The sequence below is a fragment of the Nitrospirota bacterium genome (assembly GCA_035873375.1).
Taxonomy (GTDB): domain Bacteria; phylum Nitrospirota; class Thermodesulfovibrionia; order Thermodesulfovibrionales; family JdFR-85; genus BMS3Bbin07.
The window spans coordinates 25,473-51,293 of sequence record JAYWMQ010000005.1 but is presented as its reverse complement, the minus strand read 5'-3'; the positions used below and the strand labels follow the sequence as shown (position 1 = coordinate 51,293).

At 47.7% G+C, this 25,821-nt stretch carries 26 protein-coding genes; 12 read left to right on the top strand and 14 right to left on the bottom strand.

Features of this window, described 5'->3' with window-relative positions; translation table 11 throughout:
• Positions 1–261 precede the first annotated feature (261 nt).
• From VST71_01240 to VST71_01200, 9 genes are all read left to right on the top strand, one after another.
• On the top strand, positions 262–804 hold the full coding sequence (locus VST71_01240) for a hypothetical protein (GenBank protein ID MEC4684343.1): 543 nt from the start codon (positions 262–264) through the stop codon (positions 802–804).
• Positions 805–832: 28 nt separating this feature from the next.
• Entirely contained in the window at positions 833–967 is a 135-nt protein-coding gene (locus VST71_01235) for a hypothetical protein (protein MEC4684342.1), read from the top strand.
• Between the two features lie 141 nt (positions 968–1,108).
• The gene (locus VST71_01230; protein MEC4684341.1) at positions 1,109–1,372 is read left to right on the top strand and encodes a type II toxin-antitoxin system Phd/YefM family antitoxin; all 264 of its coding nucleotides are present in this window, start codon (positions 1,109–1,111) and stop codon (positions 1,370–1,372) included.
• Entirely contained in the window at positions 1,344–1,646 is a 303-nt protein-coding gene (locus VST71_01225) for a type II toxin-antitoxin system RelE/ParE family toxin (protein ID MEC4684340.1), read from the top strand. The genes VST71_01230 and VST71_01225 overlap by 29 nt, the downstream gene beginning before the upstream one ends.
• A 467-nt stretch (positions 1,647–2,113) precedes the next feature.
• The gene (locus VST71_01220; protein MEC4684339.1) at positions 2,114–2,593 is read left to right on the top strand and encodes a hypothetical protein; all 480 of its coding nucleotides are present in this window, start codon (positions 2,114–2,116) and stop codon (positions 2,591–2,593) included.
• A 229-nt stretch (positions 2,594–2,822) separates the two neighbouring features.
• Entirely contained in the window at positions 2,823–4,130 is a 1,308-nt protein-coding gene (locus tag VST71_01215; GenBank protein ID MEC4684338.1) for a hypothetical protein, read from the top strand.
• Between the two features lie 173 nt (positions 4,131–4,303).
• Positions 4,304–4,726, top strand: a complete 423-nt coding sequence (arfB, locus tag VST71_01210) for an alternative ribosome rescue aminoacyl-tRNA hydrolase ArfB (GenBank protein ID MEC4684337.1) — start codon at positions 4,304–4,306, stop codon at positions 4,724–4,726.
• Positions 4,727–4,840: 114 nt separating this feature from the next.
• Positions 4,841–5,194, top strand: a complete 354-nt coding sequence (locus VST71_01205) for a TraR/DksA C4-type zinc finger protein (GenBank protein ID MEC4684336.1) — start codon at positions 4,841–4,843, stop codon at positions 5,192–5,194.
• A 159-nt stretch (positions 5,195–5,353) separates the two neighbouring features.
• Entirely contained in the window at positions 5,354–5,689 is a 336-nt protein-coding gene (locus VST71_01200) for a YajD family HNH nuclease (GenBank protein MEC4684335.1), read from the top strand.
• A gap of 16 nt (positions 5,690–5,705) precedes the next feature.
• On the opposite strand, the gene VST71_01195 is transcribed toward VST71_01200, so the two are convergent.
• The 13 genes from VST71_01195 to VST71_01135 form a co-directional block, all read right to left on the bottom strand.
• Positions 5,706–6,977, bottom strand: coding sequence for an endonuclease Q family protein (locus VST71_01195; protein MEC4684334.1), 1,272 nt, complete (start codon positions 6,975–6,977; stop codon positions 5,706–5,708).
• Between the two features lie 202 nt (positions 6,978–7,179).
• On the bottom strand, positions 7,180–7,335 hold the full coding sequence (locus VST71_01190) for a YHS domain-containing protein (GenBank protein ID MEC4684333.1): 156 nt from the start codon (positions 7,333–7,335) through the stop codon (positions 7,180–7,182).
• Positions 7,336–7,353: 18 nt separating this feature from the next.
• Positions 7,354–7,725 carry a cupredoxin domain-containing protein gene (locus VST71_01185; GenBank protein ID MEC4684332.1) on the bottom strand — a complete coding sequence of 124 codons (372 nt, stop codon included), beginning with the start codon at positions 7,723–7,725 and terminating at the stop codon, positions 7,354–7,356.
• Positions 7,726–7,728: 3 nt separating this feature from the next.
• Positions 7,729–10,215, bottom strand: coding sequence for a heavy metal translocating P-type ATPase (locus VST71_01180; GenBank protein ID MEC4684331.1), 2,487 nt, complete (start codon positions 10,213–10,215; stop codon positions 7,729–7,731).
• 4 nt (positions 10,216–10,219) lie between these two features.
• A complete protein-coding gene (locus VST71_01175) occupies positions 10,220–10,489 on the bottom strand; it encodes a DUF5676 family membrane protein (protein ID MEC4684330.1) in 270 nt (89 codons plus the stop codon).
• On the bottom strand, positions 10,480–10,659 hold the full coding sequence (locus VST71_01170) for a DUF2933 domain-containing protein (protein MEC4684329.1): 180 nt from the start codon (positions 10,657–10,659) through the stop codon (positions 10,480–10,482). The genes VST71_01175 and VST71_01170 overlap by 10 nt, the downstream gene beginning before the upstream one ends.
• Before the next feature lie 3 nt (positions 10,660–10,662).
• Complete coding sequence (gene egtD / locus VST71_01165) at positions 10,663–11,637, bottom strand: L-histidine N(alpha)-methyltransferase (protein MEC4684328.1); 975 nt, start codon at positions 11,635–11,637, stop codon at positions 10,663–10,665.
• Positions 11,637–12,767: an NAD(P)-binding protein gene (locus VST71_01160; protein MEC4684327.1), complete on the bottom strand. Its 1,131-nt coding sequence runs from the start codon at positions 12,765–12,767 to the stop codon at positions 11,637–11,639. Before VST71_01160 ends, egtD begins: the two co-directional genes overlap by 1 nt.
• Positions 12,764–13,780, bottom strand: a complete 1,017-nt coding sequence (gene galT, locus VST71_01155) for a galactose-1-phosphate uridylyltransferase (protein MEC4684326.1) — start codon at positions 13,778–13,780, stop codon at positions 12,764–12,766. The genes VST71_01160 and galT overlap by 4 nt, the downstream gene beginning before the upstream one ends.
• Positions 13,781–13,862: 82 nt before the next feature.
• The gene (locus VST71_01150; GenBank protein MEC4684325.1) at positions 13,863–14,978 is read right to left on the bottom strand and encodes an FAD-dependent oxidoreductase; all 1,116 of its coding nucleotides are present in this window, start codon (positions 14,976–14,978) and stop codon (positions 13,863–13,865) included.
• Between the two features lie 263 nt (positions 14,979–15,241).
• The gene (locus VST71_01145; protein MEC4684324.1) at positions 15,242–17,518 is read right to left on the bottom strand and encodes a Tex family protein; all 2,277 of its coding nucleotides are present in this window, start codon (positions 17,516–17,518) and stop codon (positions 15,242–15,244) included.
• Positions 17,518–18,777, bottom strand: coding sequence for a DEAD/DEAH box helicase (locus VST71_01140; GenBank protein ID MEC4684323.1), 1,260 nt, complete (start codon positions 18,775–18,777; stop codon positions 17,518–17,520). Before VST71_01140 ends, VST71_01145 begins: the two co-directional genes overlap by 1 nt.
• 93 nt (positions 18,778–18,870) lie before the next feature.
• Complete coding sequence (locus tag VST71_01135) at positions 18,871–20,142, bottom strand: NAD(P)/FAD-dependent oxidoreductase (protein MEC4684322.1); 1,272 nt, start codon at positions 20,140–20,142, stop codon at positions 18,871–18,873.
• Positions 20,143–20,220: 78 nt separating this feature from the next.
• Here VST71_01135 and VST71_01130 point away from each other — a divergent pair, with 78 nt between their 5' ends.
• The 3 genes from VST71_01130 to ftsH all read left to right on the top strand — a co-directional run bounded on the left by VST71_01130 (position 20,221) and on the right by ftsH (position 25,067).
• Positions 20,221–20,805, top strand: coding sequence for a Maf family protein (locus VST71_01130; protein ID MEC4684321.1), 585 nt, complete (start codon positions 20,221–20,223; stop codon positions 20,803–20,805).
• A 188-nt stretch (positions 20,806–20,993) separates the two neighbouring features.
• On the top strand, positions 20,994–23,006 hold the full coding sequence (locus tag VST71_01125) for a UvrD-helicase domain-containing protein (GenBank protein MEC4684320.1): 2,013 nt from the start codon (positions 20,994–20,996) through the stop codon (positions 23,004–23,006).
• Between the two features lie 177 nt (positions 23,007–23,183).
• A complete protein-coding gene (gene ftsH, locus VST71_01120; protein ID MEC4684319.1) occupies positions 23,184–25,067 on the top strand; it encodes an ATP-dependent zinc metalloprotease FtsH in 1,884 nt (627 codons plus the stop codon).
• Positions 25,068–25,187: 120 nt separating this feature from the next.
• Here ftsH and VST71_01115 read toward each other — a convergent pair whose 3' ends face one another.
• Positions 25,188–25,673: a DsrE/DsrF/DrsH-like family protein gene (locus VST71_01115; GenBank protein ID MEC4684318.1), complete on the bottom strand. Its 486-nt coding sequence runs from the start codon at positions 25,671–25,673 to the stop codon at positions 25,188–25,190.
• Positions 25,674–25,821: the final 148 nt, after the last annotated feature.

The following is a 25,821-nucleotide window of genomic DNA, read 5'->3' as shown; positions in this document are numbered from 1 at the left end:
GCCTTATAAAAAATGGTGCTTATTATCTGCCAAGAAATACAACCCGGATGTGAATTTTACCTTTACCTAAGCTACCAATAATGTAATGCTGTAGTCAGACTAACGTAGTAGGTGTTTTATAAAGCACCGTTAAGGTTTTGTACACGGTTTAACTGGAAAAGGGGACGTTGAGGACACCCTGTTGCACACTATGCAGAACTATCGACGAGGAAGAAAATAAAGCAGTTCAATTAAGGCTGCAAGAATATTGGGAGGTGTAAGATGAATAGACTCACTAAACTATTGCAGTTCCAGCATATAATTCGGAGGTTTAACGAGAGAGGAAGATATCTTGTGAAAAAAAAGGTCTTTATCGCTCTGCCGGTTCTTGGCTTAGTGTTCTTCCTGGCAGGGTGTGTTGATCCGAACGAATCGGGCGTCCCCGACGGCATTGACTTCAAAAGCTCAACCGTTACTCACAATCGCGTTAATGTAATAACCGATATCGTCTTCTACAGTAACTACTCATCAATGGACTTCTTCTACTATTTCGATCATGACAGTGATGGGGATGCGGATTTTTTAGTTCGCTGCGGAGCCGGATCCTTTACAGTTTCCAAAGAATCCAGCCCCGGTCTGTACGACATCCTGAAGTACTCGGGGACACCCGTTGTAAGTGGTGCTACTTACCATATCGAGTTCCCGCTTGCGGCACTGGAGCTCAATCCCGCGGTTGAGTTCAATACACGTTACTGGTTCTTCGAGATGACCAAGGGAGACCGGATGCCAGACTCTGGCTCCAAATTGCTGGCTAACATTCTCTAACTATCGGGGCCTTTGAAGGGGACGAACTTTGCGTGACATTCTACTGACGAAGAAGTATGGTGTTAAAGATGTGTTCGAATTTGATTCGAAGGTAAAAGAGGGTTTTATAAGTGAAGAGGCTGCTTATGATGACTATTTTACTTTTGACAACAAAAGAAGATAGCAAAAATGGGATGATTGTTTGGAGTGGAAAGGATATGAGAAGGTTCTGCAAGGGCTGCTCCAAATGAAGGAGTTGAGAGTGTTGACATAACCCTGATGATATGTCATAGTAGCTATAAATGTAGCTACATAGAGGTGAAAGATGAAGTTTGCAAATGTAAGGGAACTTAAGAATAAGACGTCCGAGATACTCAGAACAGCTGAGAAGGAGGCAGTGATTATTACATCAAAGGGTAAGCCAAGGGCAATAATAACAGCAATTTCGGAGGAGGATTTCGATGATTATTTGCTCGAACAAAGCCCGGAACTTCTTGATGTCCTTGAGGAGGCACGGCAAGAGTATAAACGTAAAGATGGTATAAAACTAAAAGACTACCTTGCCAACAGAAAAAAGAGGCATGGATAATTTCGAAATTATCCTTTCTCTCAGGGCTGTAAAAGACCTTGATGGTTTCAGCGACCGCATTTGTACACAAATTACAAATGGCATGAACGTTCTTAAGGAAAACCCTTTTCCGAAGGGCAAATTAATCAGGAAGATTAAGGGAACAAATGCAGATTTTTACAGGTTGAGAATTGATAAGTACAGGGTATTTTATATGATTGACGGTAACGAGATTGTTGTTTTAAGAGTTCTAAGCAAGAAAGACGTTGCGAAATTTATCAAGAAGCTGAGCTAATTTGAGCAACTTCCGTTGATACCCACTATGCAAACCAATTGACGGGTCAGAAAAAATAAAATTAATAAAATTCCATGAGATTATCTCTCAGATTACCTGAAACCAAGATGTGGATAGATTATGACAAAGAGGCAGATTTCCTGTATATCAGCTTCAAACGGCATCAGAAGGCAACCGATTCTGAGATGCTGACAATGGTGTATTGCTAAGGCTCAAAGGGGGATGAACTTGTGGGCATAACAATACCGTAGGCCTCAAAGAGAGTGGTTCAAAATTAGAGAGTTTATTTCAAAAGAACGCCTGATGTTGTCAATATTAATGTGGTGCATCCGGGGTCACTCAGTTCAAGTATGATTTGACGTTTTTATTAATCTTCGTTAAACTATATATGAATAGGAGGATTATATCTTGCTGATTAAATTCCTGAGAATAAGAACTCTAAGAAAATCCCGCCTTGGTCTCATGCCATGAGACAGATAAAGATCTGTCCTGATTGCTCCACCGAGTACTTTGCGCATATCGAGAAGTGCGCCGACTGCGGCACTCTTCTTCTAAGCCCTGAAGAGAACAAGGCGGCTCAGGAGGCAAGGGCGCGGCTCATGGCGCAGACCGTTCAGAATTCCGTAGCAATCAGGAAGGGCGACCTGAAATGGATTGATGAGCTCTATCATGTTGTCATCGATTCGGGTATCTCCTGCACCGTTCATGCTGAGGACTCATGCAACAAGGGTTGCTGCGGTGATACCTGGGAGTTGCTGGTCTCTGAGGAGGATGCCGAGCGGGCACAGGAGTGCATTGAGGAATACTTTGCCGAGGTCCATCCGGAGATCAGGGAGTCACAGGAACTGGTCAGCGAGGGGAAATGTCCTGCATGCAGTTCTCCCGTGGGCGCCAATGCGGTTGAGTGCGGTGATTGCGGGTTGACACTGCTCATTGTGGAAGAATAAAAACTGTGCAAGGTGCGAAGGTATTTGGTATCAGGTTTTTTGGCCCTTGAATCGTGACAGAATAGTGATTCTTTTTGGGGGAGAAGATTTAATAGAGGAATCGACAGGGATTATGTTGAACAGGTGAATGATTTTGTCAAAAAAAACCGTCCTGCTCTCGATGAACTTGCAAAAAGCGAGATATCTCTTTCATACATGGCAGGCCGATTGATGGAAAAGGGGGTAAAGTATGCTCATTTTTATCAGTGACCTTCATTTTGTTGATGGAAGTGCCGGAGAGCATAACGTTCCGGCAGATGCCTTTCGAATCTTCTTTGAAGATATTAAAGGTGCAGTTGATTGGATGACTAAAAAAGGAAGGCCGGTAGAAGAGATTAAAATTGTCTTCCTGGGAGATATCTTTGACTTGCTCAGGACGGAAATGTGGTTTAAACATAAGGGCAGAAAGATTCCTGTCAGTAAGAGGCCCTGGGGAAATGATGAAAAAGGGATTGAAACCCATGCAAATACTATATTTGATGAAATAATAAAGAAAAATCAGCAAACCTTTAATCTTTTGAAGGGTGAATTAAAAGAGGAGTTTGATCTTCCGGTTGAACCGGAGAGAATCTATATTCCCGGAAATCACGATAGACTGTGTAACAAATATAAAAGCCTGAGGAAAAAGGTAAGCAAGTGGCTTCGAATCCCCTCTCGCAATATCCCGTTTGAGCACTGCTTTGAAGATATCTCCTATGGTGTCTTTGCCAGACATGGTCATGAATATGACAAATTTAATTATGAGGGAGGGGTTTCTTATAATCATGAAGATTACATGAGGATGCCCATTGGTGATCCTATAACTACAGAACTGATAGCAAAGCTTCCGTGGAAGATAATGAACAGGAAAGAAATCAAAAAATTACCGAAAAAGGAGCAACATGCCTTAAAAAGAAACCTGCAAGAGATTGAAAATGTCAGGCCGTTTTCAGCTACCCTGGAATGGCTGCTCTACCAGGTAAAGAGGAACCTTTCTTTAAAGGAAGTTATTGAGGATGCAGTTGATGAAGTGATACGGGAATTTAATGATTTGGAGTTCGTAAAGAAATGGTATGACCATCATGATAAATGGTATGACTTTCTGGATGAGGCGGATAAAATCCAGTCTGCACTATATCTTCTTGAAAAATTCAAGATATTTCCTCTTGAAAAACTAATGCCCCTTTTAGAGAAAGTGAAAAACAGTCTTGTCGGGGATGACCTTTTAGAGGCCGCACCAAAGGAGTATCTACACCTGGATAGTCAGATAAGATATATTGTCTATGGTCACACCCATGAACCCCTCCAGGCACCTATACGTGTTATAGAAGGGCCTGCTCCAAAGGAACAGGTCTATTTAAATACAGGCACATGGCGTACCAGATACCGCAAAAGCAAAGAAGGCTTGGGTTTCATTGGCTGGAAAACCCTTACCTACACTATTTTTTATAGAAAAGAGGAAAGAAAAAAAGATTTTCCTGCCTTTGAAACCTGGACGGGGACATTGAAGTCAGTTTGAATAGGGGGCAGGTCTCAACATTCAACATAACTAACTGCTTTCACACCTCCTTCCTGTCTTCATCCCTCTTACATGCCTGAGATACAGCAGCATGGTCCAGCCGGAACATTTCTTCCCCTCTCTATTTGAGACCAGGAGATGAATATCTTTTCAGTAAAGGGTAAAATAGAAACATGATTCATATCACTGAAGGCATCTCGATTGACGAGAGCGAAATTCATCTGAAGTTCATCCGTGCTTCAGGGCCGGGTGGGCAAAAAGTTAACAAGACCGCTACGGCCGTTCAACTTCGGTTTGATGTTAAAAACTCTTCCTTGCCCGTTGATGTTCGGGAGCGTCTTATCCGTCTTGCCGGAAGGAGGATTACCGCAGACGGCACCCTGGTCATTGATGCCCGGCGGTTCCGTTTACAGGAGCAGAACCGCCAGGACGCAATCGACAGGCTGGTTGAATTGATCCGCAAGGCAGCAGAGAGGCCAAAAGTCCGTCGCAAGACAAGGCCGACGCTTCAATCAAAAAAACGCCGTCTGGAGGCCAAACAGCGCCGCAGCAAGAACAAACTCCTGAGAAGGGCAGTTAGACGTTTTGAAGAATAGCAGCGCAGTTGGGTGTTGCCGGGTCATGGCCAAAATCCAGCCATGAGACAGATAAAACTGATATAATAAAACCATTCCTACGTTTACAACGTAGGGGTATGACAAGGAGACCATGTGAATAAATCCAGCATTGATATAGCCTCATTCAGGGAGAAATTACTCAAAATCCGCAATGAACTGCAGGAGATAGAACGAATGGGCAATGAGGGGGCCCAGACAGTAGAACTCGATCAAACCAGGGTTGGCCGTCTATCAAGAATGGACGCTTTACAGGCACAAGCTATGTCCATTGAATCCAGGCGCCGGAGGAGTATTAAACTGCAACGGATAGAGGCTGCTTTAAAAAGAATTGATAAAGACGAGTTCGGCTATTGCCTTCAATGCGGGGAAGAAATTGCCCTTAAACGCCTTGAATTCGATCCAACATCTTTTTTGTGTATTTATTGTGCAAATAAGGCAACGAAATAATTTATGGCTCTTCTGGTTTTGAAGGTCATGCCGGGTCCGTTGACATTTGGATTAAAGCCTGATATCCTGAATATATGGAACAAAAACACGGGACGGGATGCGGCAGGGTATTTTGCCACCTGAATTCCTTATGTAACCAGGGGCAGGAAATATACTGAAATGCAAAGCAAAAGAAATAAAACATACAAAAAACAAAGGCCTGAAAAGATAAAGAGCAACAAGTCTGCTGCTGATATTGTCAGGGAATTAAAGGAGAAGAGCTCCCCTGCCACCAGTTACAGGGAACGTTCACTGAAGATTCACGGGCTTATCTGCGCCAAATGTGCAAGAGAGTTTGATTATAAAGACAGGCATCTCCTGACCGTCCACCATAGGGACGGAAATCCCAGGAATAATCCACCGAATGGTTCCAACTGGGAAAATCTCTGTGTTTACTGCCATGAGGACGAACACTCCAGGGGACTGCTTGGTGATTATTTCAGTGATAAAAGATAGGCCGGAATCTGCATTATCAAAAAAGCATGTTCTGTCCCTTAATCTCTTCCCTCTCGACCTTCTCAAAAATCCTTATTTTCCCGAACTCGCCATCAAATCCGGGAGCAATATAAACATCTCCCGAGCGTACTCTCGAGATTGCCTCCCGAAGAAGGGGTGAGCCAGCCATTCCGATATCCTCAAGAGATGTCTCCATAAGGATCCTGAATTCATTGCCGAGGCTCTCCAGGATGCTGAAATATTCCTTATTCACCCTCTTGCTGTTAACACCGACCTTTACGGTCTCGGATATAATCTCCGGCAGGGGGATGATGGAGTGGAAGCCCGGTGAGCCTGACAGGCCAAAACCGTCTTCCCTGTCTGCAAGTTTTTCAACCCTGTGCATTACCCCTACCGTCACCCTTTTACCGCATACAGGGCAGAGGTAGTTATACTTTATTGTCTCCTTCGGGGAGAGACTCACACGGCAAACCCTGTGACCGTCATAATGATATTTCCCCTCTTCAGGAAAGAACTCTATGGTTCCTGAAAACCCCTTTTTTGTTCTGATGGCTTCCATTATGGATTTGTAGGAGACGTCTGTGTCGAAGATATTGGCCTCACGACCGATTTTCGCGGGTGAATGGGCATCGGAATTGGATATGAGGGTTATACCGTCAAGCTGTGAAAGCCGCCGGTTCATCCGGGGGTCTGAGGAAAGCCCGGTCTCTATGGCATGAATATGCGGGGTCAACTCCTCAAAGCATTCTTCGAGAGAGTCAAAGCCGGACATTGCGCCGAAGACTGAGAAGTGGGGGGTCCATGCATGGGCAGGGACGAGCATGGCATCAGCGGATGCATCCATTACGATCTTCAGGAGTTTTCTTGCATCCAGCCCGAGTATCGGTCTTCCATCGGCATTAAGGTTTCCTATCTTTGACAGGGCGGTGTTTATTCTTGCTGCAGCACTAAAGTCAGGGACAAATATAATGGAATGTATCTTCCGTGTCCTGCCGCCTTTACCGTAAATGCAGCTTATCTCGGCAGAGAGGAGAAACAGGACGTCTGCCCTGCAGGAGTCAGGAACGTCATCTGTCCTGAACTCCTCTTTAAGCCTGAAGAGGCCGTTTTCTGCCGGTTCAAGCTTCTCCTGCAGCTCGTCAAGCCATTTTGGATGCGTAAAATCACCTGTGCCGATAACGGTGATACCCTTTAATTGCGCCCACTTCCAGAGCCTCTCAGGGGACATCTCCCTGCTGGTTGCCCTCGAATGTTTTGAATGAATATGCAGGTCTGCAACAAAACGCATGTAATACTATAACATGAATATCGGGGGGATTTCGCCTGGAAAACAGCCGGGGTTCCGGATTCCCCCCAATGCACGGTGCATAACAAACTATTTTATTGCCGGGACTAACAAAGTATCCACTACATGTAAATCTGCAGGCCTGCCCCTTCACCTTCCTGCATACTAAATCCTGCAAGGGGGCAGACCCGTTCAGACTCCGTACTCAGTCTTTTTCCTGCTTTATATACTTTTCAGGATTCTTTTCGAACTCTGCCTGACACAAGGGGCAGCAGAGATAATATTTCCTGCCCCCGTGCTCAATTGTGATGTGGGCCTTGTTGGGATTCATCTTCCTTCCACAAACCGGGTCTCTATGCATAATGTATTACCTCCTTTGTTATTCTTCAACTATGAGTTTACCTCTGATCATACCCATCTGACAGGAGAAGTCATACTCTCCGGGCTTCTCCGGCAACAACTCTACCGCTACCTCCTTATAAGGGGGTAGTTTTGCTGACTTGTTAAAAGCCCCGAAAACAACCATCTCCGTACAGGATGCCTCTTCCTCCCGTGTAAAGAGCAGCCTGAGGGGTTTTCCTGCCTTTGCAACTATCAAGTCCGGGGTGTACCCTCCTTTCACTTTTATGCTTACTTCCTGAACACCTGATGATACTGCTGCCCTGTACTCCTTTTTTTTGGAAAACAGAAAGAACCAGATGACCCATCCTATGGTAAAAATACCTGCTGCTGTTACAATTATTTTATCCATATCTCACCTCACCTTCAAAAATCTGAGTCTGTTTGCATTAGTCACAACAGTCAGAGAACTCATGGCCATGGCTGCACCTGCAAGGATGGGATTCATGGTAATACCCCACAGGGGGTAAAGAATTCCCGCAGCTACGGGAATGAGCGCTGTGTTGTAGAAAAAGGCGCCAAAGAGGTTTTCCCTTACGTTCTTCATCGTGGCCTTTGAGATACTGAATGCCGCCTGTATTCCCAGGAGCGAGCCCTTGATAAGGGTTATGTCTGATGCTTCTATCGCCACATCCGTACCGGTACCGATCGCCATTCCCACATCCGCACGGGCAAGTGCGGGGGCATCATTGATCCCGTCACCTACAAAGGCGACCTTTCTGCCTTCCAGTTGCAGTTTCTGTACCTCCCTTGCCTTGTCTTCAGGCAGGACTTCTGCAAGCACCCGCTCAATCCCCACTCTCTTGGCTATGGCCTCTGCGGTCCGCCTGTTGTCACCTGTTATCATGACCACATCTACCCCCAGCTTTTTCAACCCCTGTATTGCCTCGATGGAATCCTCCTTCAGGGGATCAGAGACTGCTATGACGCCGGCAGCCTTGCCGTCAATGGAAATAAAGATAGGGGTTTTTCCTTCATCGGCAAGCGTATGAGAATCTTTTTCAAGAACACCGAGGTCAGCCCCGATCCTGTCCATAAGTTTTCTGTTGCCAAGGTTTATCCGGTGCCCGTCCACAATGCCTTCTACCCCGTGTCCGGGTATGGCCTTGAAGTCTTCCGGATCAGAGGGGACAATGTCCCGGATTTTGGCCCCCTGAAGTATCGCCTCTGCCAGTGGATGCTCGGAGTTCTTCTCAAGGGCTGCCGCAAACCTGACAACATCCTTCTCATTGGCTTCTCCTGTAACTATCACATCCGTAAGCGCCGGCTTCCCGATGGTGATGGTGCCTGTCTTGTCAAGCACCACGGTGTCAAGTGCGGAAGCAACCTGTATGGCCTCACCGTTTCTTATCAGTATCCCGTTTTCTGCAGCCTTTCCGACCCCTATCATCAACGAAGTCGGTGTTGCAAGACCGAGTGCGCATGGACATGCCACTATCAATGTAGTCACCGCCCCGAGCAATGCCAGGATGATACGCGGTTCGGGGCCAAGGTCATACCATAAAACAAAACTCGTCACTGCTATAACCATCACCGCAGGAACAAAGTATCCGCTGACTGTATCGGCCAGTTTCTGTATAGGGGCCTTGGAGCCCTGTGCCTCCTGCACCATCTTGATAATCTGGGCAAGGGCCGTGTCTTTTCCGACTTTTGTGGCCTTAAACTTAAATGCCCCTGTCTTGTTGATTGTTCCGCCTATAACCTCATCCCCCTCCTGCTTCTCAGCAGGCAGGGGCTCCCCGGTGAGCATGGATTCATCCACGCTTGATCGTCCCTCAACAAGCACTCCGTCTACGGGTATCTTCTCCCCTGGACGTACTATCACCTTGTCACCAACCAGGACTTCCTCTATCGGAATGTCCATCTCGTTGCCGTTCCTTACTACCCGTGCTGTCTTGGCCTGGAGTCCCATTAATTTCTTTATGGCCTCTGATGTCCTGCCCTTGGCCCTCAGCTCCAAAGCCTGGCCCAGCACTACCAGGGCGATAACCACAGAGACAACGTCGAAATAAGGCTCCCGGGCATTCTCGGGAAAGAGCCTGGGAAAGAGGACCACAACGGTCGAAAAGAGCCAGGCCATTCCTGTGCCGAGAGCGATTAATGTATTCATGTCAGCAGAGCGGTGTCTGAAGGCTGCAACTGCACCCTTGAAAAAACTGCTTCCGGAATAGATAAGGGCAGGTACGGTAAGAATACTCGCACCTATCCAGAGCAGCCTCAAAGTATCCATGTCCATATCCTTGAGCACCGGGAAGAATTTGGGGTAGCTGACCACGATTACGGGCAGGGATATAATAGCGGCAACCATGAACCGCCTGATAAGTGACCTGTATTCCCGTGCTTTTGAGTCCTCCTCTTTAGACTGCGACTCTTCAGTCCCAGTCTTGTACCCAACGGATTCTATGGTTTTTTTCAGTGATTTCATATCCGTCATTGAAGGCAGATATTCGATAGCAGCACTTTCGGAGCCAAGGTTTACCTCTGCCCAAATGACCCCGCGCGACCCCTTTAAGGCATCCTCGATCTTCCTGACACAGGAGGCACATGTCATCCCGCTGATCTTCAGGGTGACCTTTTCCGAGCCGACATCGTACCCGCTATCCTTGATTACCTTGATAATCTGCCTTATCCGGACACGGTCGGGATCATATGAGACAAATGCCTTCTGAGAGGCAAAATTGACATTTGCCTGACTGACGCCGGTTATTAAGGCCAGCGCTTTCTCTATCGTTGCCGTACAGGAGGCACACGTCATTCCTGTTATAGGCAGCTCAATCCTGACCTCTCCTTTATGTTCTCCACTTACCCCGGTTGTAGCTGACGGGACAATTGCCTGTTTCATCTCTCTAACCTCCTGCTCCCCACCTGCGGTTAATAAAATTATATACCGGTACAAAGACAACTCCGGTATATATTCCGTAAAGAAAGCTCTCAACAAGACCGAGAATGAATCCACCAAAAGTCAGCCACTTGAAAGCAGGAAGCATTGCCTCAAGAAACATCGCCATTCCGTGCAGGCTTTTGGGAACTATCAATCCGTAAAGGACACAGAGGGTGAATGAAATTGCCGTAAAGATACCCAGAGACCAGCTGACCACTCTTATATTTAATGGCATCCTCCACCCCCTTCCTTTTTTGCCTGTGAACCGGCGGCATGTCCTTTGTGTTCATCCCCCTCTTTTTTCCCTCCATGGCCCCCATGCGCACCTCCGTGACCAAAGAGGTGTATTCCGATAAATACCGCAAAGAGTATTATCCAGAACCAGTTTGCCCTGACCCATTCCATAACTTACCCTCCTTTATTCCCGCTTTCCATCTCTACAAGGGAAAACCAACCTTTTGGATCTGAAAACCATTTACTGACATTCAGCCCGGCATTGAAGGCCATCCGGTCCACACTGCCTTTAGTGAATTTCCTGCAAACCTCGGTGAGAATGCGTTCACCCTCCTCCAGCTTGACAGTTAAGCCGAGGGAACCTATCTCTGCAGCCACATCAACGTTAGCCTGCAGATACATCTCTATCCGTTCTTTTTCTGTATTAAAGACTGCACGGTGATCAAAGTGGTCTAAATCAAAATCAGCCCCCAGCTCCCTGTTTAAAACATTAAGAATGTTTTTGTTGAATTCTGCCGTAACGCCCGAGGAGTCGTTATAGGCGCGTTCCAATATGTCCCGAGGCTTCAACATGTCAATCCCGAGCAGAAAACGGTCCCCCTCCCCCATGGAGCCGGCAACATTTTTCAGGAAAAGGTCTCGCTCATCTTCCTTGAAATTACCTATGGTGCTGCCAAAAAAGACGAACAGTTTCTCCCGGCCATGAGGTATCATCTCCATATGTCTGGTAAAATCGGCAACTATACCGAGCAGATTCAGTTCGGGATACATCCTCAGTAATTCTTCAGTTGACGCCTCCAGGGCTGCCTCACTGACATCCACAGGCACATACCGCATGTTTGATAATTTGTTTTTCGGGACAATATCCAGCAGCGTCCTGATCTTCCAGTTTGCGCCTGCCCCCAACTCAACAATATCACCATCCGTGAAATAATGCATTATAGACGGAGCAGCGCTCTTTAATATAGACAGCTCCGTACGTGTTGGATAGTACTCGGGCAAACAGCAAATCTTTTCAAAGAGGTCTGAGCCCCGGGCATCGTAAAAGTATTTGCTGGGAATAAACTTTTGTGGTGCTGTCAAGCCGGACAGGACATCCTCTTTTAAATCGTCATGATATGTAGGATTTATATAATTTACAGTCTCCATTATGGACACACCTTTTTTGTTCCGCACCTGCACCATACACATGTGCAGTCTTTACGGCTGCAGCTCAGGTCCCTGACCCTGCTTTCATATCTCCTTTTTGCAAGTGGAAGCAGAAGATTCTTTAAAAAAGAAGGGTTGTAATGTTTTTTGAGAACTTTTGCGGGATCACCCCGGCCAAAACATTTAATCAGATACCTGTAACCGGCATGGCCAATCCTTTCAAAGAGATAGCGGTTAACGAGGGATGTTTCAAGCATGGGCCTAAGTTCCTTTTGCCAGAGCAGGTCGTAATCCGAGTCCTCTATAAAGCTTTTTGCAGCTATATAGCCTGACAACATCGAGTATCTCATCCCAAATCCCCAGAGACAGTCCTGAAAACCGGCAGCCTCACCAATATAAATTTTTTCATTACGTGTCTGCTTGTCACGAATAAAGAAGTTTCCATAACCTCCAAACTTTTTCCTGTTTTTGATACCCAGATCCATCTTGTCCCCGAAAAAAACCAGCATCTTTTCAAAGTAATCATCTGCTTTTTTAAACTCCCTGTAAAGGACGGTGGCCATTGTTGCATACCCCTGCTTTACAAGAAGATAGGCATAGCCCTTTGGGGCTATATTGTCATCAAGTACCACAACTGCCTTATCCGGCATCTTTGTGTTAAAGGTTATACCAACAGCAACGGCATCAGCCCCCTTGGGTCCGGTTCCCACTATGGCCTTTCCTTCAAGGTTATCGAGGCGGTGGTTGAATATAATCTCTACCCCCAGCGACAATGCCTGTTCCTTTAATCCCCAGTCAAGTGTTCCGGGCATGCTGCCCCTCCTGACAAGATAGAAGATTGGCCTGCCTGATTTTACTTCAACGGGGTTCATTTCAGGCGCATATACTGTTCCCTCGTGATAGGGCATCCACAGGAAATTTATCCCGATTCCAATCTCCCCGAGTATTTCCGTAACGTCTTTTTCAGAACTCCAGTTTTCAACACCCTGAAAATCCCCGCTCAGACGGTGTCCGACATCAGGCGACATCTCAAAAACCTTCACGGCAAACCCGTGCCTGCGAAGGACAATAGCTGCCACCAGTGATCCGGGACCGGCGCCGATGATGTTTACACTCTCTTTATCCTTCATTCCAACAACCCCGAATCTTTAACCTCGAAATCTCTGATGAATGCTGCGGTCTCCTCCGGCAGCGCAACGTTGATAGATATACCTGAACCCAGCTCAAACCCTGCTGCCAGGGTGAGGCGCGGGATTATCTGAATGTGCCAGAGAAAATACGATTTATGTTCGTCATCCACAGGGGCCGTATGAATAACCAGGTTGTAATCCGGGTTTTCAAGGCTGGCATAGAGTTTCATCAGAACGTCTTTCAGGACACGTGAGAGGTCTTTTATTTCCTCGTCCGAGATGTTCCCGAAAGATGAGTTATGCACCTTTGGCATAAGCCATGTCTCAAAAGGATAACGTGACGCAAAGGGGTGTATTACAACAAAATAATCTGTTTCAGCCACAATCCTCTCTGATGCCTCAAGCTCATTCTCCCGCAGATCGCAATAGATGCAACGCCCTGTGTTGTCGTAATGCTGTATGGCTATCTCATACCGCCTGCGAACAAATGGCGGGACTATCGGGGATGCAACAACCTGAGAGTGTGGATGCTCAAGGGATGTTCCCGCCCCCCGGCCATGGTTTTTAAGGATAATAACCGTTCTGATCGCAGGGTCTTTTTTCAGGGCATGGTACCTGTCCCTGTATACCCTGATGAGTCCTTCTACGTCTATATCATTCATGAAAGGGATAAAATTGTCATGCCGCGGTGTTTCGATAATGACCTCATGGTTGCCGTATCCAGGGCTCTTTCTGAAAAGTTTCCACTCCTCTCTTACAGCATTACCCTCATGCGTTAATGCTGCAAACTTGTTTGGTACAACACGCGTTTTCCACTTGCCGGGTTCTCCATAAACAACCTTTGCTTCAGGTGTCCTGTGTTCATTTCCCGGACAGAATGGACAGCTCTCGCTGTGGGCCGGAAAGTAAGGCCTGGTTATATTGTCTTTTTTAAACTCATGGGGCCGTTTTGCCCGTTCTTTAGCTATGATAACCCAGTCGTTGGTAGTCGGATCCTGCCGTAATTCTGACATAAGAGTATCTCCTTGGTTGTCTTCCTTTGCTTTTACCTGCTATTTGCAAGCAGGGTACATCATAGGGATGCCCGGCATCACTTTAGCCGGCCTTCCTGAGGTCAAGTATGTACTGCCTTGCTGCCAGGGCCGCCTTTGCCCCTTCGCCGGAGGCAATAATTATCCGCTTGCCAAAGGCATTTGTAATATCTCCGGCGGCAAATATACCCGGACAGGAAGTTGAGCAGTCAGGCTTTATTTCAATCTCGCCCCTGTTATTAAGTTCAACAAGATCAGAGACGATCGAGGAATTTGGCTGTAACCCTATCGCAATAAATACGCCCTTGACAGGCAAATCAAGCGTTTCCTTCTCGGCTATCTTTCTGATCGTTATGTTGGATAGTGTCTTCTTTCCTGAAAATTCAACAACCTTGTATCCCTCGTAATAACGGATTGGATAAATGGCGGAGAAGGGTCCCTTTTTATGGGCGTTTCTGTAACGGTTAATCCTTTCGATTATCACAGGGTCTGCCGAGAGCTTGGTATCGGAAATAATATATATATTCCTGGCAACGGTATGCAGGTTTTCAACGATCTGCATTGCCGAGTTTCCACCACCGATTACTGCCACGTCTTCTCCCTGTACAAGCGAGATATCCTGGACATTCCCGTAAAAGACGCCTTTTCTCTGAAACTCCTCCTCACCCGGCACTTTCAGACTCCTTCTTGTCATCCCCGTAGCAATAAGCAGGGTCTTTGTGAAGTACTTCTTGAGCTCTGATGTAGTAACATTAAACCCGCCTTCAACAGGCTCTATCTCCTCAACATCACTCATGAGATGGTCAATATAGTGGGAATCGATAAGCTGATCCCTGAACTTTTTTATAAGTTCGGGACCTGTTATAAAGTCAAAACCCATATAATTTTCAATCTTTGTGCTGTCAACGGCCTGCCCGCCAAGGTCCCGGGTGATAAGAAATGCCTCCATCTTCAGTGTTGCTGCATATACTGCCGCTGTCAGGCCCGCAGGCCCGCCTCCAATAATTATGAGGTCATAGGATGTACGCGGAAGCTTGCAAACCCTTTCATTCAGAAACCTCTCCCTGCACCCTTCGGAACAGAAATAGTAGATCACACCGTCACATTCCGTTGTAATGGCATTCTTTGCATTGACGTCCATATTACATATAGGATCTTTTTTGATGTTCTTTTTTTTCATTTACTTCTCCTCCTTATTTTCTTCTGTCTGCAATACACGTGTTAATTGACTATGTGTTATGATACTGCTGAAGTTTGAACAGACTATGAAGAAAAAATGATGTTTTCGTGAAGACGGGGTCTCATGAAAGCTGTCTGAAGATACGATATGGATGGAATTGAGTAACAATTACAGCAGTAAAGGCATATTAAACGGGGGATTACCGGCAAACGGTGACTGGCTGTCATTCTTGAATATGTAAGGAAGAGACCCTTGTTTTCAGCTTACTTTTTCCTGAACGCCTCATAAAAGGGGTTATTTGAAAAGCGGCTTGGACTTTTTTCCTTTTTCTCACGCTTTGACACGGCCTTTGGAGCCGCCTTTACCTCTTCTTTTTTACGCAAAGCTTTTGTTCCGGGCTCTCCGTTCTTCATCGAGAGGGATATCCGTTTCCGCTGCAGGTCTATGTTCAGTACCGTAACAGTAACCTTCTGATGGACCTTCACTACATCCCCGGGGCTCTTCACAAACCTGCCGGAGAGCTCGCTGATGTGGACAAGTCCGTCCTGATGGACCCCGATATCCACGAAACAGCCAAATGCAGTGATGTTGGTAACTATTCCGGGAAGCTTCATTCCGGGCTTCACGTCATCGATCTTTTCCACACCTTCGGCAAACCTGAAGGACTCAAACTGCTCTCTGGGATCCCGGCCCGGCTTGGCCAGCTCGTCCATGATATCGAGCAGGGTCGGCATACCCACCTTGTCAGTCACATAGAGTGAAAGGTCGATCTTTTTCCTGAGCTCCTCGTCCCTCATAAGGTCGGATACCGAGCATCCCAGATCCCGTGCCATGGCATCAACGATATGATAGCTTTCGGGGTGGACAGCAGAGGCGTCAAGAGGGTTTTCGCCGTCCCGTATGCGGAGGAATCCTGCCGCCTGCTCAAAGGCCTTTGGCCCAAGGCGGGGGATCTTCACAAGTTCATTCCGTGCCCTGAATGGTCCGTGTTCGTTCCTGTAATCCACAATGCCCTTTGCAAGTTGTGGTCCCAATCCGGATACATAAGTGAGGAGCTGTTTACTTGCCGTATTCACCTCTACCCCCACCCGGTTGACACAGCTGACAACCACGTCATCAAGGCTTTTTTTCAGTGCAGCCTGGTCCACATCATGCTGGTATTGCCCGACCCCGATGGACTTGGCATCTATCTTTACCAGTTCGGCAAGGGGATCCATGAGCCTCCGTCCGATCGAGACCGAACCGCGGACGGTCACGTCGTGGTCGGGAAATTCTTCCCGTGCCGCCTCTGACGCCGAATAGATGGATGCCCCGCTCTCGTTCACCATCACCACGTTAATCTCCCCGGAAAGGCCAATGCCCCTGATAATAGACTCGGTCTCCCTTCCGGCAGTGCCGTTTCCAATGGCTATCGCCTCGATACCGAAGCGGCTGCAGAGGTCCCTGATCTTTTCGGCAGCCTCAAAAGACCCCTTATCGGAAAAATGGGGATAGATTGTATCGTTATGCAGCAGTTTTCCCTGCCGGTCAAGGCAGACCACTTTGCACCCGGTTCTGAAACCAGGGTCAATGGCGAGCAGGTTCTTTTTGGCAAGGGGCGGGGCAAGCAGAAGCTGTCTAAGGTTTTCAACAAAGACACGTATCGCTTCCTCATCCGCCTTTTTCTTGACTTCAAGGCGTGTCTCGGCCTCCATGGAGGAAGAGAGCAGCCGTTTAAAACTGTCGCGGACAGCGGATTTCACCTGCTCTGATGCCGGCCCGCTGCCTTTTACAAAGAGCTCCTCGAGTATGCTCAGGGCCTCATCTTCAGACGGTGTTATCCGGAAGCTGAGAAACCCCTCGCTCTCACCGCGCCGGATGGCCAGGACCCTGTGTGAAGGGGCCTTTGACACAGGCTCCTCCCATTCATAATAGTCTTTATACTTTATCCCCGCTTCCTCTTTCCCTTTGATCACCTTCGACCGCATGATGCCTTTAGCCCAAAAGAGTCCGCGCATCCTCTCCCGCGCCCTTTGGTCCTCGCTTACCCATTCGGCAATGATGTCCCGGGCACCGGCAAGGGCCTCGTCAACAGAGGCAACCCCCTTTTCAGCGTCCAGGAAAGCCACTGCTTCGGCTTCCGGGTCCATTTCAGCCTGTTCAAAAATCCTTAAGGCAAGAGGCTCAAGCCCCTTCTCCTTCGCTATAGTGGCACGTGTGCGGCGTTTGGGGCGGAATGGAAGATAAATATCTTCAAGTACGGCCATGGATTCCGCCCCTTCAATCCTTGCCTTTAAATCATCTGTGAGCAGTTTCCGCTCTTCAAGGGATTTTATAATGGATTCACGCCGCTTGTCCAGTTCCCTCAGCTTTTCAAGCCTGTCCCTGATGGCGGCAATTGCGACTTCGTCAAGGCTCCCGGTAGCCTCCTTCCGGTAACGGGAGATAAACGGCACCGACGCACCTTCATCAAGCAGCGCGGCTGTTGACTTGACCTGAGATGGTTTTACGGCAAGTTCTTTTGCGATTATCTGAATATGCGATGGGTTCAGTAGCTCCATTATTTGGGTCTTTGGACCTTTCGTCCTGTTACCCTTCCTCGCGTTGGCGCCTTTGCCCTTTTCCTCTGTGGCTGGGTTTCTTTCTTCCTGGCCCGCCCTGCTACTTTCCGGTAATCGGTGACGATCATTTCATCCGTCAGCGGCATGAGCGGTATCTTCTGCCTGATGTATTTTTCAACGTCAGCAAGGGAATGGACGTATTTCTCACAGGCAAGGGTTATCGCCATGCCGTCTGCTCCTGCCCTGGCGGTCCTGCCGATACGATGCACATAGTCCTCCGGGTTCTGGGGAAGGTCGTAATTGATCACATGCGTCACCCCGTCAATGTGCAGTCCCCGGCTCGCCACGTCAGTTGCCACAAGGATCGGCAGGGTGCCATCCCTGAACTGGGTGAGCACCTTCATCCGTTTCTTCTGGGGAAGGTCTCCTGTAATAGCGGCAGTTGGCAAACCATTGGCGTTAAGTACCCTTTCAAGGCGTTCGGTTGCCGCCCTGGTATTGCAGAAGATCAGATAGCGGCCATTGGGGTCACGCCTGAGGATTCCGATGAGAAGGCCGATCTTCTCGGACGCACCAACGTGATAAATCTCCTGTTTGATCAGTTCCACCGTGACATTTTCAGGCGTCACAGAGACCTTTTCCGGCATGTTCATGTGTTCATAGCACAGCTCAAGCACACGGGTGGTAAGAGTTGCGGAAAAGAGCATGGACTGCCGTTTGTCGTATGGAGACATCCTCCTGAGCATGAACCGGAGGTCGCTGATGAAGCCCATGTCAAAGAGGCGGTCAGCCTCATCTATTACAAGGAATTGTGTCTTTTTCAGACTATAGACCCGCTGCTTCAGATAATCTATAAGCCGGCCCGGCGTGCCTATCAGCACATCAACGCCTTTTGCGAGTTCCTCACGCTGCTTATGATAGTCGATGCCACCGAAGACAGAGACAATCCTGAACCCGGACGGACCTCCCAGCAGTTTCGCCTCTGCCTCTATCTGAATAACGAGTTCCCTTGTCGGTGCAATGATGAGTACACGGGGGGATGAGCCTCGTGCCTGAGGCGGCACTTCAAGCATGCGCGAGAATACAGGAATCAGGAAGGCTGCGGTCTTGCCTGTGCCCGTCTGGGCCTGTGCCGCAATGTCCTTGCCCTGCAGTGCCAGGGGCAGTGTCTGCGCCTGAACAGGGGTGCATTCGGTAAATCCCGCGGCCCTGATTCCCTCAAGGACCTTTTCATGGATGCTCAGTTCTTCGAATTTCACTACCTATACTATACCTTAAGCTCGACCATTTCATAAAGCGGCAACAAGAGAGATTGTTTTTATGTGTGAAAAAACCGTACCGTTCAGTCTCTATCATATCGCTTCCTTTCCAACTTCTGTGCTTTTGGCCGCACTTTCTCCTGCAAGATATCCCGTGCTCCAGCAAACCTGCAGATTATAGCCTCCGGTAGGTCCGTCCAGGTTCAGGATTTCACCGGCAAAGTACAGATTCTTTATTATTCTTGACCTCATGGTTTTTGGATCAATCTCTTTTAAACTTACACCCCCGGCAGTGATGATTGCCTTGCTGAATCCTGACAGGCCTTCTATTGTCAATGGGAATTCCTTTAAAAGTAACCTCAGTTTTTTACGTTCCTCCCTTGTTATGGAGTGACCCTTCTTTTCGGGTTCTATCCCTGCCAGTTCAAGAATTACAGGGATCAGCTTTTTGGGAAGCAGTTCGGGAAGTATATTCTTTATTGACCTGTTGCCGTACTTTTCCAGATCGTGCAGGATTCTCTTATCCAGGACCTTAAAATCCAGGGCCGGCTTGAAATCAATGAATAAATCCGCCTTGCCGTTGACGAGTATCTTTCCTGTTGACTTGCTCATATCCAGGATTATCGGCCCGCTCAGGCCGGAACCGGTAAACAGGGCCTCGCCAAAGCGTTCATCCTGTTTTTTATTACCCTGATAAACAGAGACCCGCACATTCTTCAGGCTTAACCCTTCCAGTTCTTTTACCCATTTTTCCTTTACTGATATCGGGGTAAGTGCAGGTTCGGGCTTTATTATCGTATGCCCCATCTGCCTTGCCCAGGTATAACCGTCCCCGGTAGAGCCTGTCCGGGGATAGGAAAGGCCCCCTGTGCAGAGGAGATAATTCTCTGCCTTAATCCCGGAATTATCAAGAATAATCTTTTCTATTCTGTTCTGTCTTTGAGATATTTTTTTAATCCTGCAGCTGGTAAGCAGGGTAATCCTGTTTTCTTTGATGAGTCTGAGAAAAAGCCCATGCACGTCCTTTGCCTTATCACTTTCAGGAAATACCCGGCCGCCGCGTTCGATCTTTGTTTTCAGATTGTTTTTATGAAAAAAATCAATCGTCTCCTCTATACCGAAATGATAGAGGGCGCTCAGGAGAAACCTGCCGTTTTTCCCTAAATTATCTGCAAATTTTCGAACATCGGGTTCGGCATTGGTTATGTTGCATCTTTCTTTGCCGGTCATTAACAGTTTTATCCCGGGGATACTGTTTTTCTCTAAAAGAACAACATTAGCTCCGCATTCAGATGCACGTAATGCGGCCATCATACCCGCAGGTCCAGCCCCGATTATTGCAAGATCATATTTTTCCGTCTGCATGGCCGTTATTTTTATTTATTGTTATTATGTCCATAGATTGTCTATTATTTTACCATTAATTAGGTTAATATACCTGTCATGAGAAAGATCATACTTGCATCAGCCTCGCCGAGGAGAAGGGAGATACTGGGAATAACAGGCCTGAAATTCGCCGTCAGTGAGGGTGATTACGAAGAGGACCTTGATCTGTCGCTGAGACCCCGTGAGCTTGCAAGATTTCTGTCGCGCAAAAAGGCGGAATCTGTTGCGCATAGATACAAAAACGCGATAATCATAGCGGCAGACACGTTTATCGTCTTCAGGGACAGGTTTTTAGGCAAGCCCCATACTGCAAAAGAAGCAGAAAAGATGCTGGGGGCGCTGAGCGGAAAGGCACATTCGGTAATCACCGGCTTTACCATCATGGATACAGGTGACGGCGGTAAAAGATTGTCAAAATCAGTGGAGACAAAGGTCTATTTCAAGAAACTCGACAGGAAAGAGATAATCGCATATGTGAGATCAAAAGAACCCCTTGATAAGGCCGGTGCATACGCAATTCAGGGTCTTGGAGCGGTTTTTGTCAGGAAAATCGACGGGGATTTTTTCAACGTAATGGGCCTTCCCTTGTATGCCCTGACTGAAAGCCTCAAAAAGTTCGGGGTTTATGTTCTGAAGCAGTGATGGATTGCCTTATTAAAGGAAAAACCTTAATATAGACCGTCCGATGTCTTGCTCCGGTATTCCTGCCGGGCATGGGAAAACCTGCCGGGCATTGAAAAAACAGAGAGGGCAGACAGAAAAACAAAGAGAAAAACAAAGAGGGCAGACACAGGGGTCTGCCCCTACAGGAAAAGGAAATATAAACATCCATGGATATATACACAAAACTGTCACGTCTCAATCCCAGGCAAAAGGAGGCGGTCATGCATACCGATGGCCCGCTTCTAATCCTTGCCGGAGCAGGCTCCGGCAAGACAAGGGTAATAACCATGAGGACCGCTTACCTGATACACACGGGTGTGAGGGCCGGGTCCGTTCTGGCTGTCACCTTTACCAACAAGGCTGCAAGGGAGATGAAGCAAAGGGTGAAGTCCATGGTAAGCGGCAGAAATGCCACACCCGTTATCTCAACATTTCATTCCCTCTGCCTCAGGATCCTTAGGCGGGAGATCGAACACATAGGATACAGAAAGGATTTTACCATCTACAACACCTCGGAGCAGGTTTCTCTGCTGAGAAGCATACTGTCGGACATTAAATTCTACGACAAGAGTTTTAAGGCCGAATCCTTCCTGGAGAGGATCAGCAGGATAAAGAATGATTTCGCCCCCCCGGATGCCGCTGTATCCGGAGATCCGATAGAAGAGGCCATGGCAATGATTTATCCCCGGTATATTGAGGCACTGAAGTCCATGAACGTCCTCGACTTTGATGACCTGCTCCTGCTCACCCTGAGACTCTTCAGAGAGCATCCAGACGTCCTCGAACGTTACAGGGAGCGGTTCAGGTATCTGATGGTCGATGAGTATCAGGATACGAACCGCGTTCAGTATGACTTTATCAAACTCCTCGCTGGAGAGAGAAAAAACCTCTGCGTAGTCGGGGACGACGACCAGTCCATATACGGCTGGAGAGGCGCTGACATCAGTAATATCCTCAATTTCGAAAAAGACTTCCCGGGCACTGTAACGGTAAGGCTCGAACAGAATTACCGCTCCGTCGGCCATATCCTCAAGGCGGCAAACGGGGTGATAGGGAACAACAGCAGGAGGATGGAGAAATCCCTCTGGACAGACAGGGGCGACGGCCCGAAGGTCAATATATTCAAAGCCGTTGATACAGAGGACGAGGCAGACTGGATAGTCAACAAGATCTCGATAATAATGTGTGAAAAGAATATGCCGGCAGAGGATATCGCTGTCATCTACAGGGCAAATATCTTCTCAAGACCTTTTGAAGAGGCCCTGAGGCGGCAGAGAATCCCCTACTCTGTAGTTGGCGGGACGAGCTATTTCGAACGTAAGGAGATCAGGGACCTCACGGCCTGGCTCAAGATTATAGCAAACCCCACAGACGACCAGAGCCTCCTGAGGGCAGCCGGCGCACCAAAGAGGGGAATCGGGCCGGCAGCCCTTGTACTGCTTCTGGATCACGCGCGGGCCGATTCCACAGGTCTTCTTGATGCCTTCGGGAAGGCAGCCGGAGTTGATGGCCTGAGCCAAAAGGCGGCCACCTCGGCTGAACTCCTTTTTGAACTTATCAGCCGTTACCGGGATATCTTCAGTAAGGGCAGTGAGATGGGCAAGACCCTCAAGGCCCTGATCGATGAGATTGATTACAGGGATTATATCATCAAGCTCTATAAAACCCCTGAAACGGCTTTCAGAAAGATAGAAAACCTCAATGGATTAGTCGATTCCATAACCCACTATGAATCGGGGGAGGACTCGCCCTCCCTTCACGGGTTTCTTGAGACAATGGCACTCACAGACCTGATTAAAGAGAAGGAGGAAAAGGGGGGTCGGGGTGTAACCCTGATATCTTTCCACTCTTCAAAGGGACTGGAGTTCCCCGTGATATTTATCGCAGGCACGGAGGAAGATATACTGCCGCACAGGAAATCAGCGGATAAAGGGATAGAGGAAGAAAGAAGGCTCTTCTATGTGGGAATAACCAGGGCAATGGACGAGCTCTACATTACGTATACAGCGCAGAGGTTGAAGTATGGAAAGAAGACGCGTTCTGAGCCCTCCAGGTTTTTAGAGGAGATACCTGAAGAGGTAATCAGCCGGATTGACAGGTTTGAGGAACTCGACCCCGAAGAGGAGAAGGCCTACGTGAAGAAGTTATATGCCAACCTGATGGCGAAACTCGAAGACTGAGGGCGGCAATAAAAACCCTTGCCAGAGATAGTGAGGACTCTGTCATATCGCTTCTTTTCCTGATGATAGCTTTTTATAAAAGTAACAACGTAAGAATGTGTGGTTCAAGGGGGGATTGAAATAGGTGAGGTGCTGGGAGTAGACTATAGTACAGCAGGACACAACAGCGGTTAATATATGACTGACATCAAGGAAACCATAACTGACAAGCTTAAAAGGCCGGAATGGAGATTCGGCATTGCCCTTTTACTCATTGTCGTCTTTTTATTCTTCTGGGGACAATTCTATCACCCGGAAGTCCCGGAACAGTATGAGATCAGTTACAGCCGCTTTATTGAACAACTCAATGCAGGGAACATAAAATCCGTAACCATCAAGGATCTGCAGGTCAGCGGGGAGTTTGTCAAGGGAATCAAGATACCTTTGCCGGGCCAAAAAGAATCTGCAGATGCAAAATACTTCCGTACCTTTCTCCCCTCCTTTCAGGGCGAGGGACTCCTTTCAGAACTTGAAAACAAGGGTGTGGTTATAAATGTTAAACCTCCGGAGGAGGTCTCTTTTTTCGGGAAGTTCCTGCTCGGGATCCTGCCGTGGGTCCTGATCATCGGCATCTGGGTCTTCATAATGAAGAAAGCACAACAGGGTCCGGGAGGTCCAGGCGGGCTCTTCTCCTTTGGTTCAAGCAAGGCCAAACTCTATGATGTCACAAAACCCATGGTAACTTTTAAGGATGTGGCCGGGATGGAGAATGTAAAACAGGAGCTGAAGGAAACGGTAGAATTCCTGAAGAATCCCTCTGAATACAAAAAACTTGGGGCAAGAGTCCCCAAGGGCGTGCTTTTAGTCGGCCCCCCCGGCACAGGAAAAACCCTCCTTGCACGCTCGGTAGCAGGTGAAGCAGGTGTTCCTTTTTACAGCAGCAGTGCATCCGAGTTTATAGAGATGTTTGTAGGCGTAGGGGCCGCCCGTGTCAGGGATATGTTCCATAAGGCAAAGGCCTCACAGCCAAGCATAATTTTTATTGACGAGATTGATGCCGTCGGGCGCACCCGTGGAACAGGCCTTGGGGGAGGGCATGATGAAAGGGAGCAGACGCTGAATCAGCTTTTAAGTGAAATGGATGGATTTGAGTCTCACGAAGAGGTAATTGTTATTGCGGCGACAAACAGGCCGGATGTCCTTGACCCTGCCCTTCTCAGGCCGGGCCGCTTTGACAGGCATATCGTTATTGACAGGCCCGGGTGGAGGGATCGTAAGGCCATTCTTGAGATTCATATCAGGGATAAGGTACCGGCGGACGATATTGACCTTGAAAGCATTGCAAAAGGAACTCCGGGCATGACGGGCGCAGACCTCGAAAACCTTGTGAATGAGGCTGCCCTTATTGCGGTACGAAAGAAAAAAGATAAAATAGATGCAAGTGATTTTGACGAGGCAAGGGATAAAATACTTATGGGAACTGTAAGGGAAGAACCTATCAGCAAAATGGAAAGACGGATAACCGCATACCATGAGGCAGGACATGCACTTGTTGCCTATGAGCTTCCGAATACCGATCCAATTTACAAAGTCAGCATCCTGCCTCGCGGAATGGCTATGGGTGTAACTCAGCTCCTGCCCGAAGAAGACAGGCATTATTATCCCAGGACATACCTTATGAGCAAACTGAGCGTAGCCCTTGCCGGAAGGGTTGCCGAAAAGACGGTCTTTAATGATGTGAGCACGGGTGCACAGAATGACCTGAAAGAAGCAACTTCCCTTGCAGAGAAGATGGTTGCCCAGTGGGGTATGAGTGATAAGGTTGGTCCCCTGAATCTTGGAAGGGGAGAAGAACATCCGTTTTTAGGAAGAGAGCTTGCCCAGCCTAAACGTTTCAGTGAAGAGATGACATGGCTTATGGACCAGGAGATACGAAGGTTCATAACTGATGCAGAATTAAAGGCCGAAGAAATATTACTGAAGAACAGGCAGGTCCTTGATGATTTAGCAAAGGCGCTTATAAAGGATGAAGTTCTGGACAGAGAGGATGTGGATCGCATAATAATGGAGTCAAAAGGATAAGAAACGGTGAATGGCCGGAGATTAAAAAAATGGCCCCCTCAGCGGGGGGGGGCCTGCAAGGATTTGGAGGGGAGATAACTCTATTCCTGCAGGTAAAAACCTGTTTCTGCAGGGTAAAACTTATATAAACAGCGTTATATCCGCATCAAGGGCAAAGTTTAAAAACTCGGCAGCCCCGGCAACTTCAACACCCTCAATAAGGTTGTCCTTGCTCACCCCTGTCATCTCAAGCGTGGGGGCGCAGGCTATCATCCTGACCCCGATATCCTTGCACGCATCAATAAGTTCAGGGATGTTTGGCCAGTTAATCTTCTTTATCATTCCCTTCATCATGGTTGTTCCAATCGAGGTCATGCCGGGCAATATGCCGAGTATATTAGGCACAGGTATTGGTGAAGGCATTGCGGGGTTTGCTATAGGGGCCACCTGGAGCTTGCCGTTTTTTTTCCTGTTCACTATATCCACACCATAGAGAGTAAAGAATATTGCTGTTTCAACATCCATAGCTGCAGCAGTGGAAGCAAGTATAAGTGGCGGATAGGCCATATCCATTGTCCCCTTGCTGGCAATTATCGCCATCCTTTTCTTCTTTTTTTCTTCAGACATTTCTGCCTCCTTAAAGTTTTATTCGATCGGGAAATCCCTTGACTATCCTGTAAGGGCACGCTTCTGCCACATTAAGGACAGCCCTTCTTTCAGGGTCATACTTTAATTATACTTCCGGAGAGTTAAAATGTCAATAGAATTATTAATT

Coding starts and splice junctions, on each gene's coding strand:
- VST71_01240 (MEC4684343.1), top strand. CDS start 262: ATGAATAGACTCACTAAACTATTGCAGTTCCAGCATATAATTCGGAGG.
- VST71_01230 (MEC4684341.1), top strand. CDS start 1,109: ATGAAGTTTGCAAATGTAAGGGAACTTAAGAATAAGACGTCCGAGATA.
- VST71_01220 (MEC4684339.1), top strand. CDS start 2,114: ATGAGACAGATAAAGATCTGTCCTGATTGCTCCACCGAGTACTTTGCG.
- VST71_01215 (MEC4684338.1), top strand. CDS start 2,823: ATGCTCATTTTTATCAGTGACCTTCATTTTGTTGATGGAAGTGCCGGA.
- arfB (MEC4684337.1), top strand. CDS start 4,304: ATGATTCATATCACTGAAGGCATCTCGATTGACGAGAGCGAAATTCAT.
- VST71_01200 (MEC4684335.1), top strand. CDS start 5,354: ATGCAAAGCAAAAGAAATAAAACATACAAAAAACAAAGGCCTGAAAAG.
- VST71_01195 (MEC4684334.1), bottom strand. CDS start 6,977: ATGCGTTTTGTTGCAGACCTGCATATTCATTCAAAACATTCGAGGGCA.
- VST71_01190 (MEC4684333.1), bottom strand. CDS start 7,335: ATGCATAGAGACCCGGTTTGTGGAAGGAAGATGAATCCCAACAAGGCC.
- VST71_01185 (MEC4684332.1), bottom strand. CDS start 7,725: ATGGATAAAATAATTGTAACAGCAGCAGGTATTTTTACCATAGGATGG.
- VST71_01180 (MEC4684331.1), bottom strand. CDS start 10,215: ATGAAACAGGCAATTGTCCCGTCAGCTACAACCGGGGTAAGTGGAGAA.
- VST71_01175 (MEC4684330.1), bottom strand. CDS start 10,489: ATGCCATTAAATATAAGAGTGGTCAGCTGGTCTCTGGGTATCTTTACG.
- VST71_01170 (MEC4684329.1), bottom strand. CDS start 10,659: ATGGAATGGGTCAGGGCAAACTGGTTCTGGATAATACTCTTTGCGGTA.
- egtD (MEC4684328.1), bottom strand. CDS start 11,637: ATGGAGACTGTAAATTATATAAATCCTACATATCATGACGATTTAAAA.
- VST71_01160 (MEC4684327.1), bottom strand. CDS start 12,767: ATGAAGGATAAAGAGAGTGTAAACATCATCGGCGCCGGTCCCGGATCA.
- galT (MEC4684326.1), bottom strand. CDS start 13,780: ATGTCAGAATTACGGCAGGATCCGACTACCAACGACTGGGTTATCATA.
- VST71_01150 (MEC4684325.1), bottom strand. CDS start 14,978: ATGAAAAAAAAGAACATCAAAAAAGATCCTATATGTAATATGGACGTC.
- VST71_01145 (MEC4684324.1), bottom strand. CDS start 17,518: ATGGAGCTACTGAACCCATCGCATATTCAGATAATCGCAAAAGAACTT.
- VST71_01135 (MEC4684322.1), bottom strand. CDS start 20,142: ATGCAGACGGAAAAATATGATCTTGCAATAATCGGGGCTGGACCTGCG.
- VST71_01130 (MEC4684321.1), top strand. CDS start 20,221: ATGAGAAAGATCATACTTGCATCAGCCTCGCCGAGGAGAAGGGAGATA.
- VST71_01125 (MEC4684320.1), top strand. CDS start 20,994: ATGGATATATACACAAAACTGTCACGTCTCAATCCCAGGCAAAAGGAG.
- ftsH (MEC4684319.1), top strand. CDS start 23,184: ATGACTGACATCAAGGAAACCATAACTGACAAGCTTAAAAGGCCGGAA.
- VST71_01115 (MEC4684318.1), bottom strand. CDS start 25,673: ATGTCTGAAGAAAAAAAGAAGAAAAGGATGGCGATAATTGCCAGCAAG.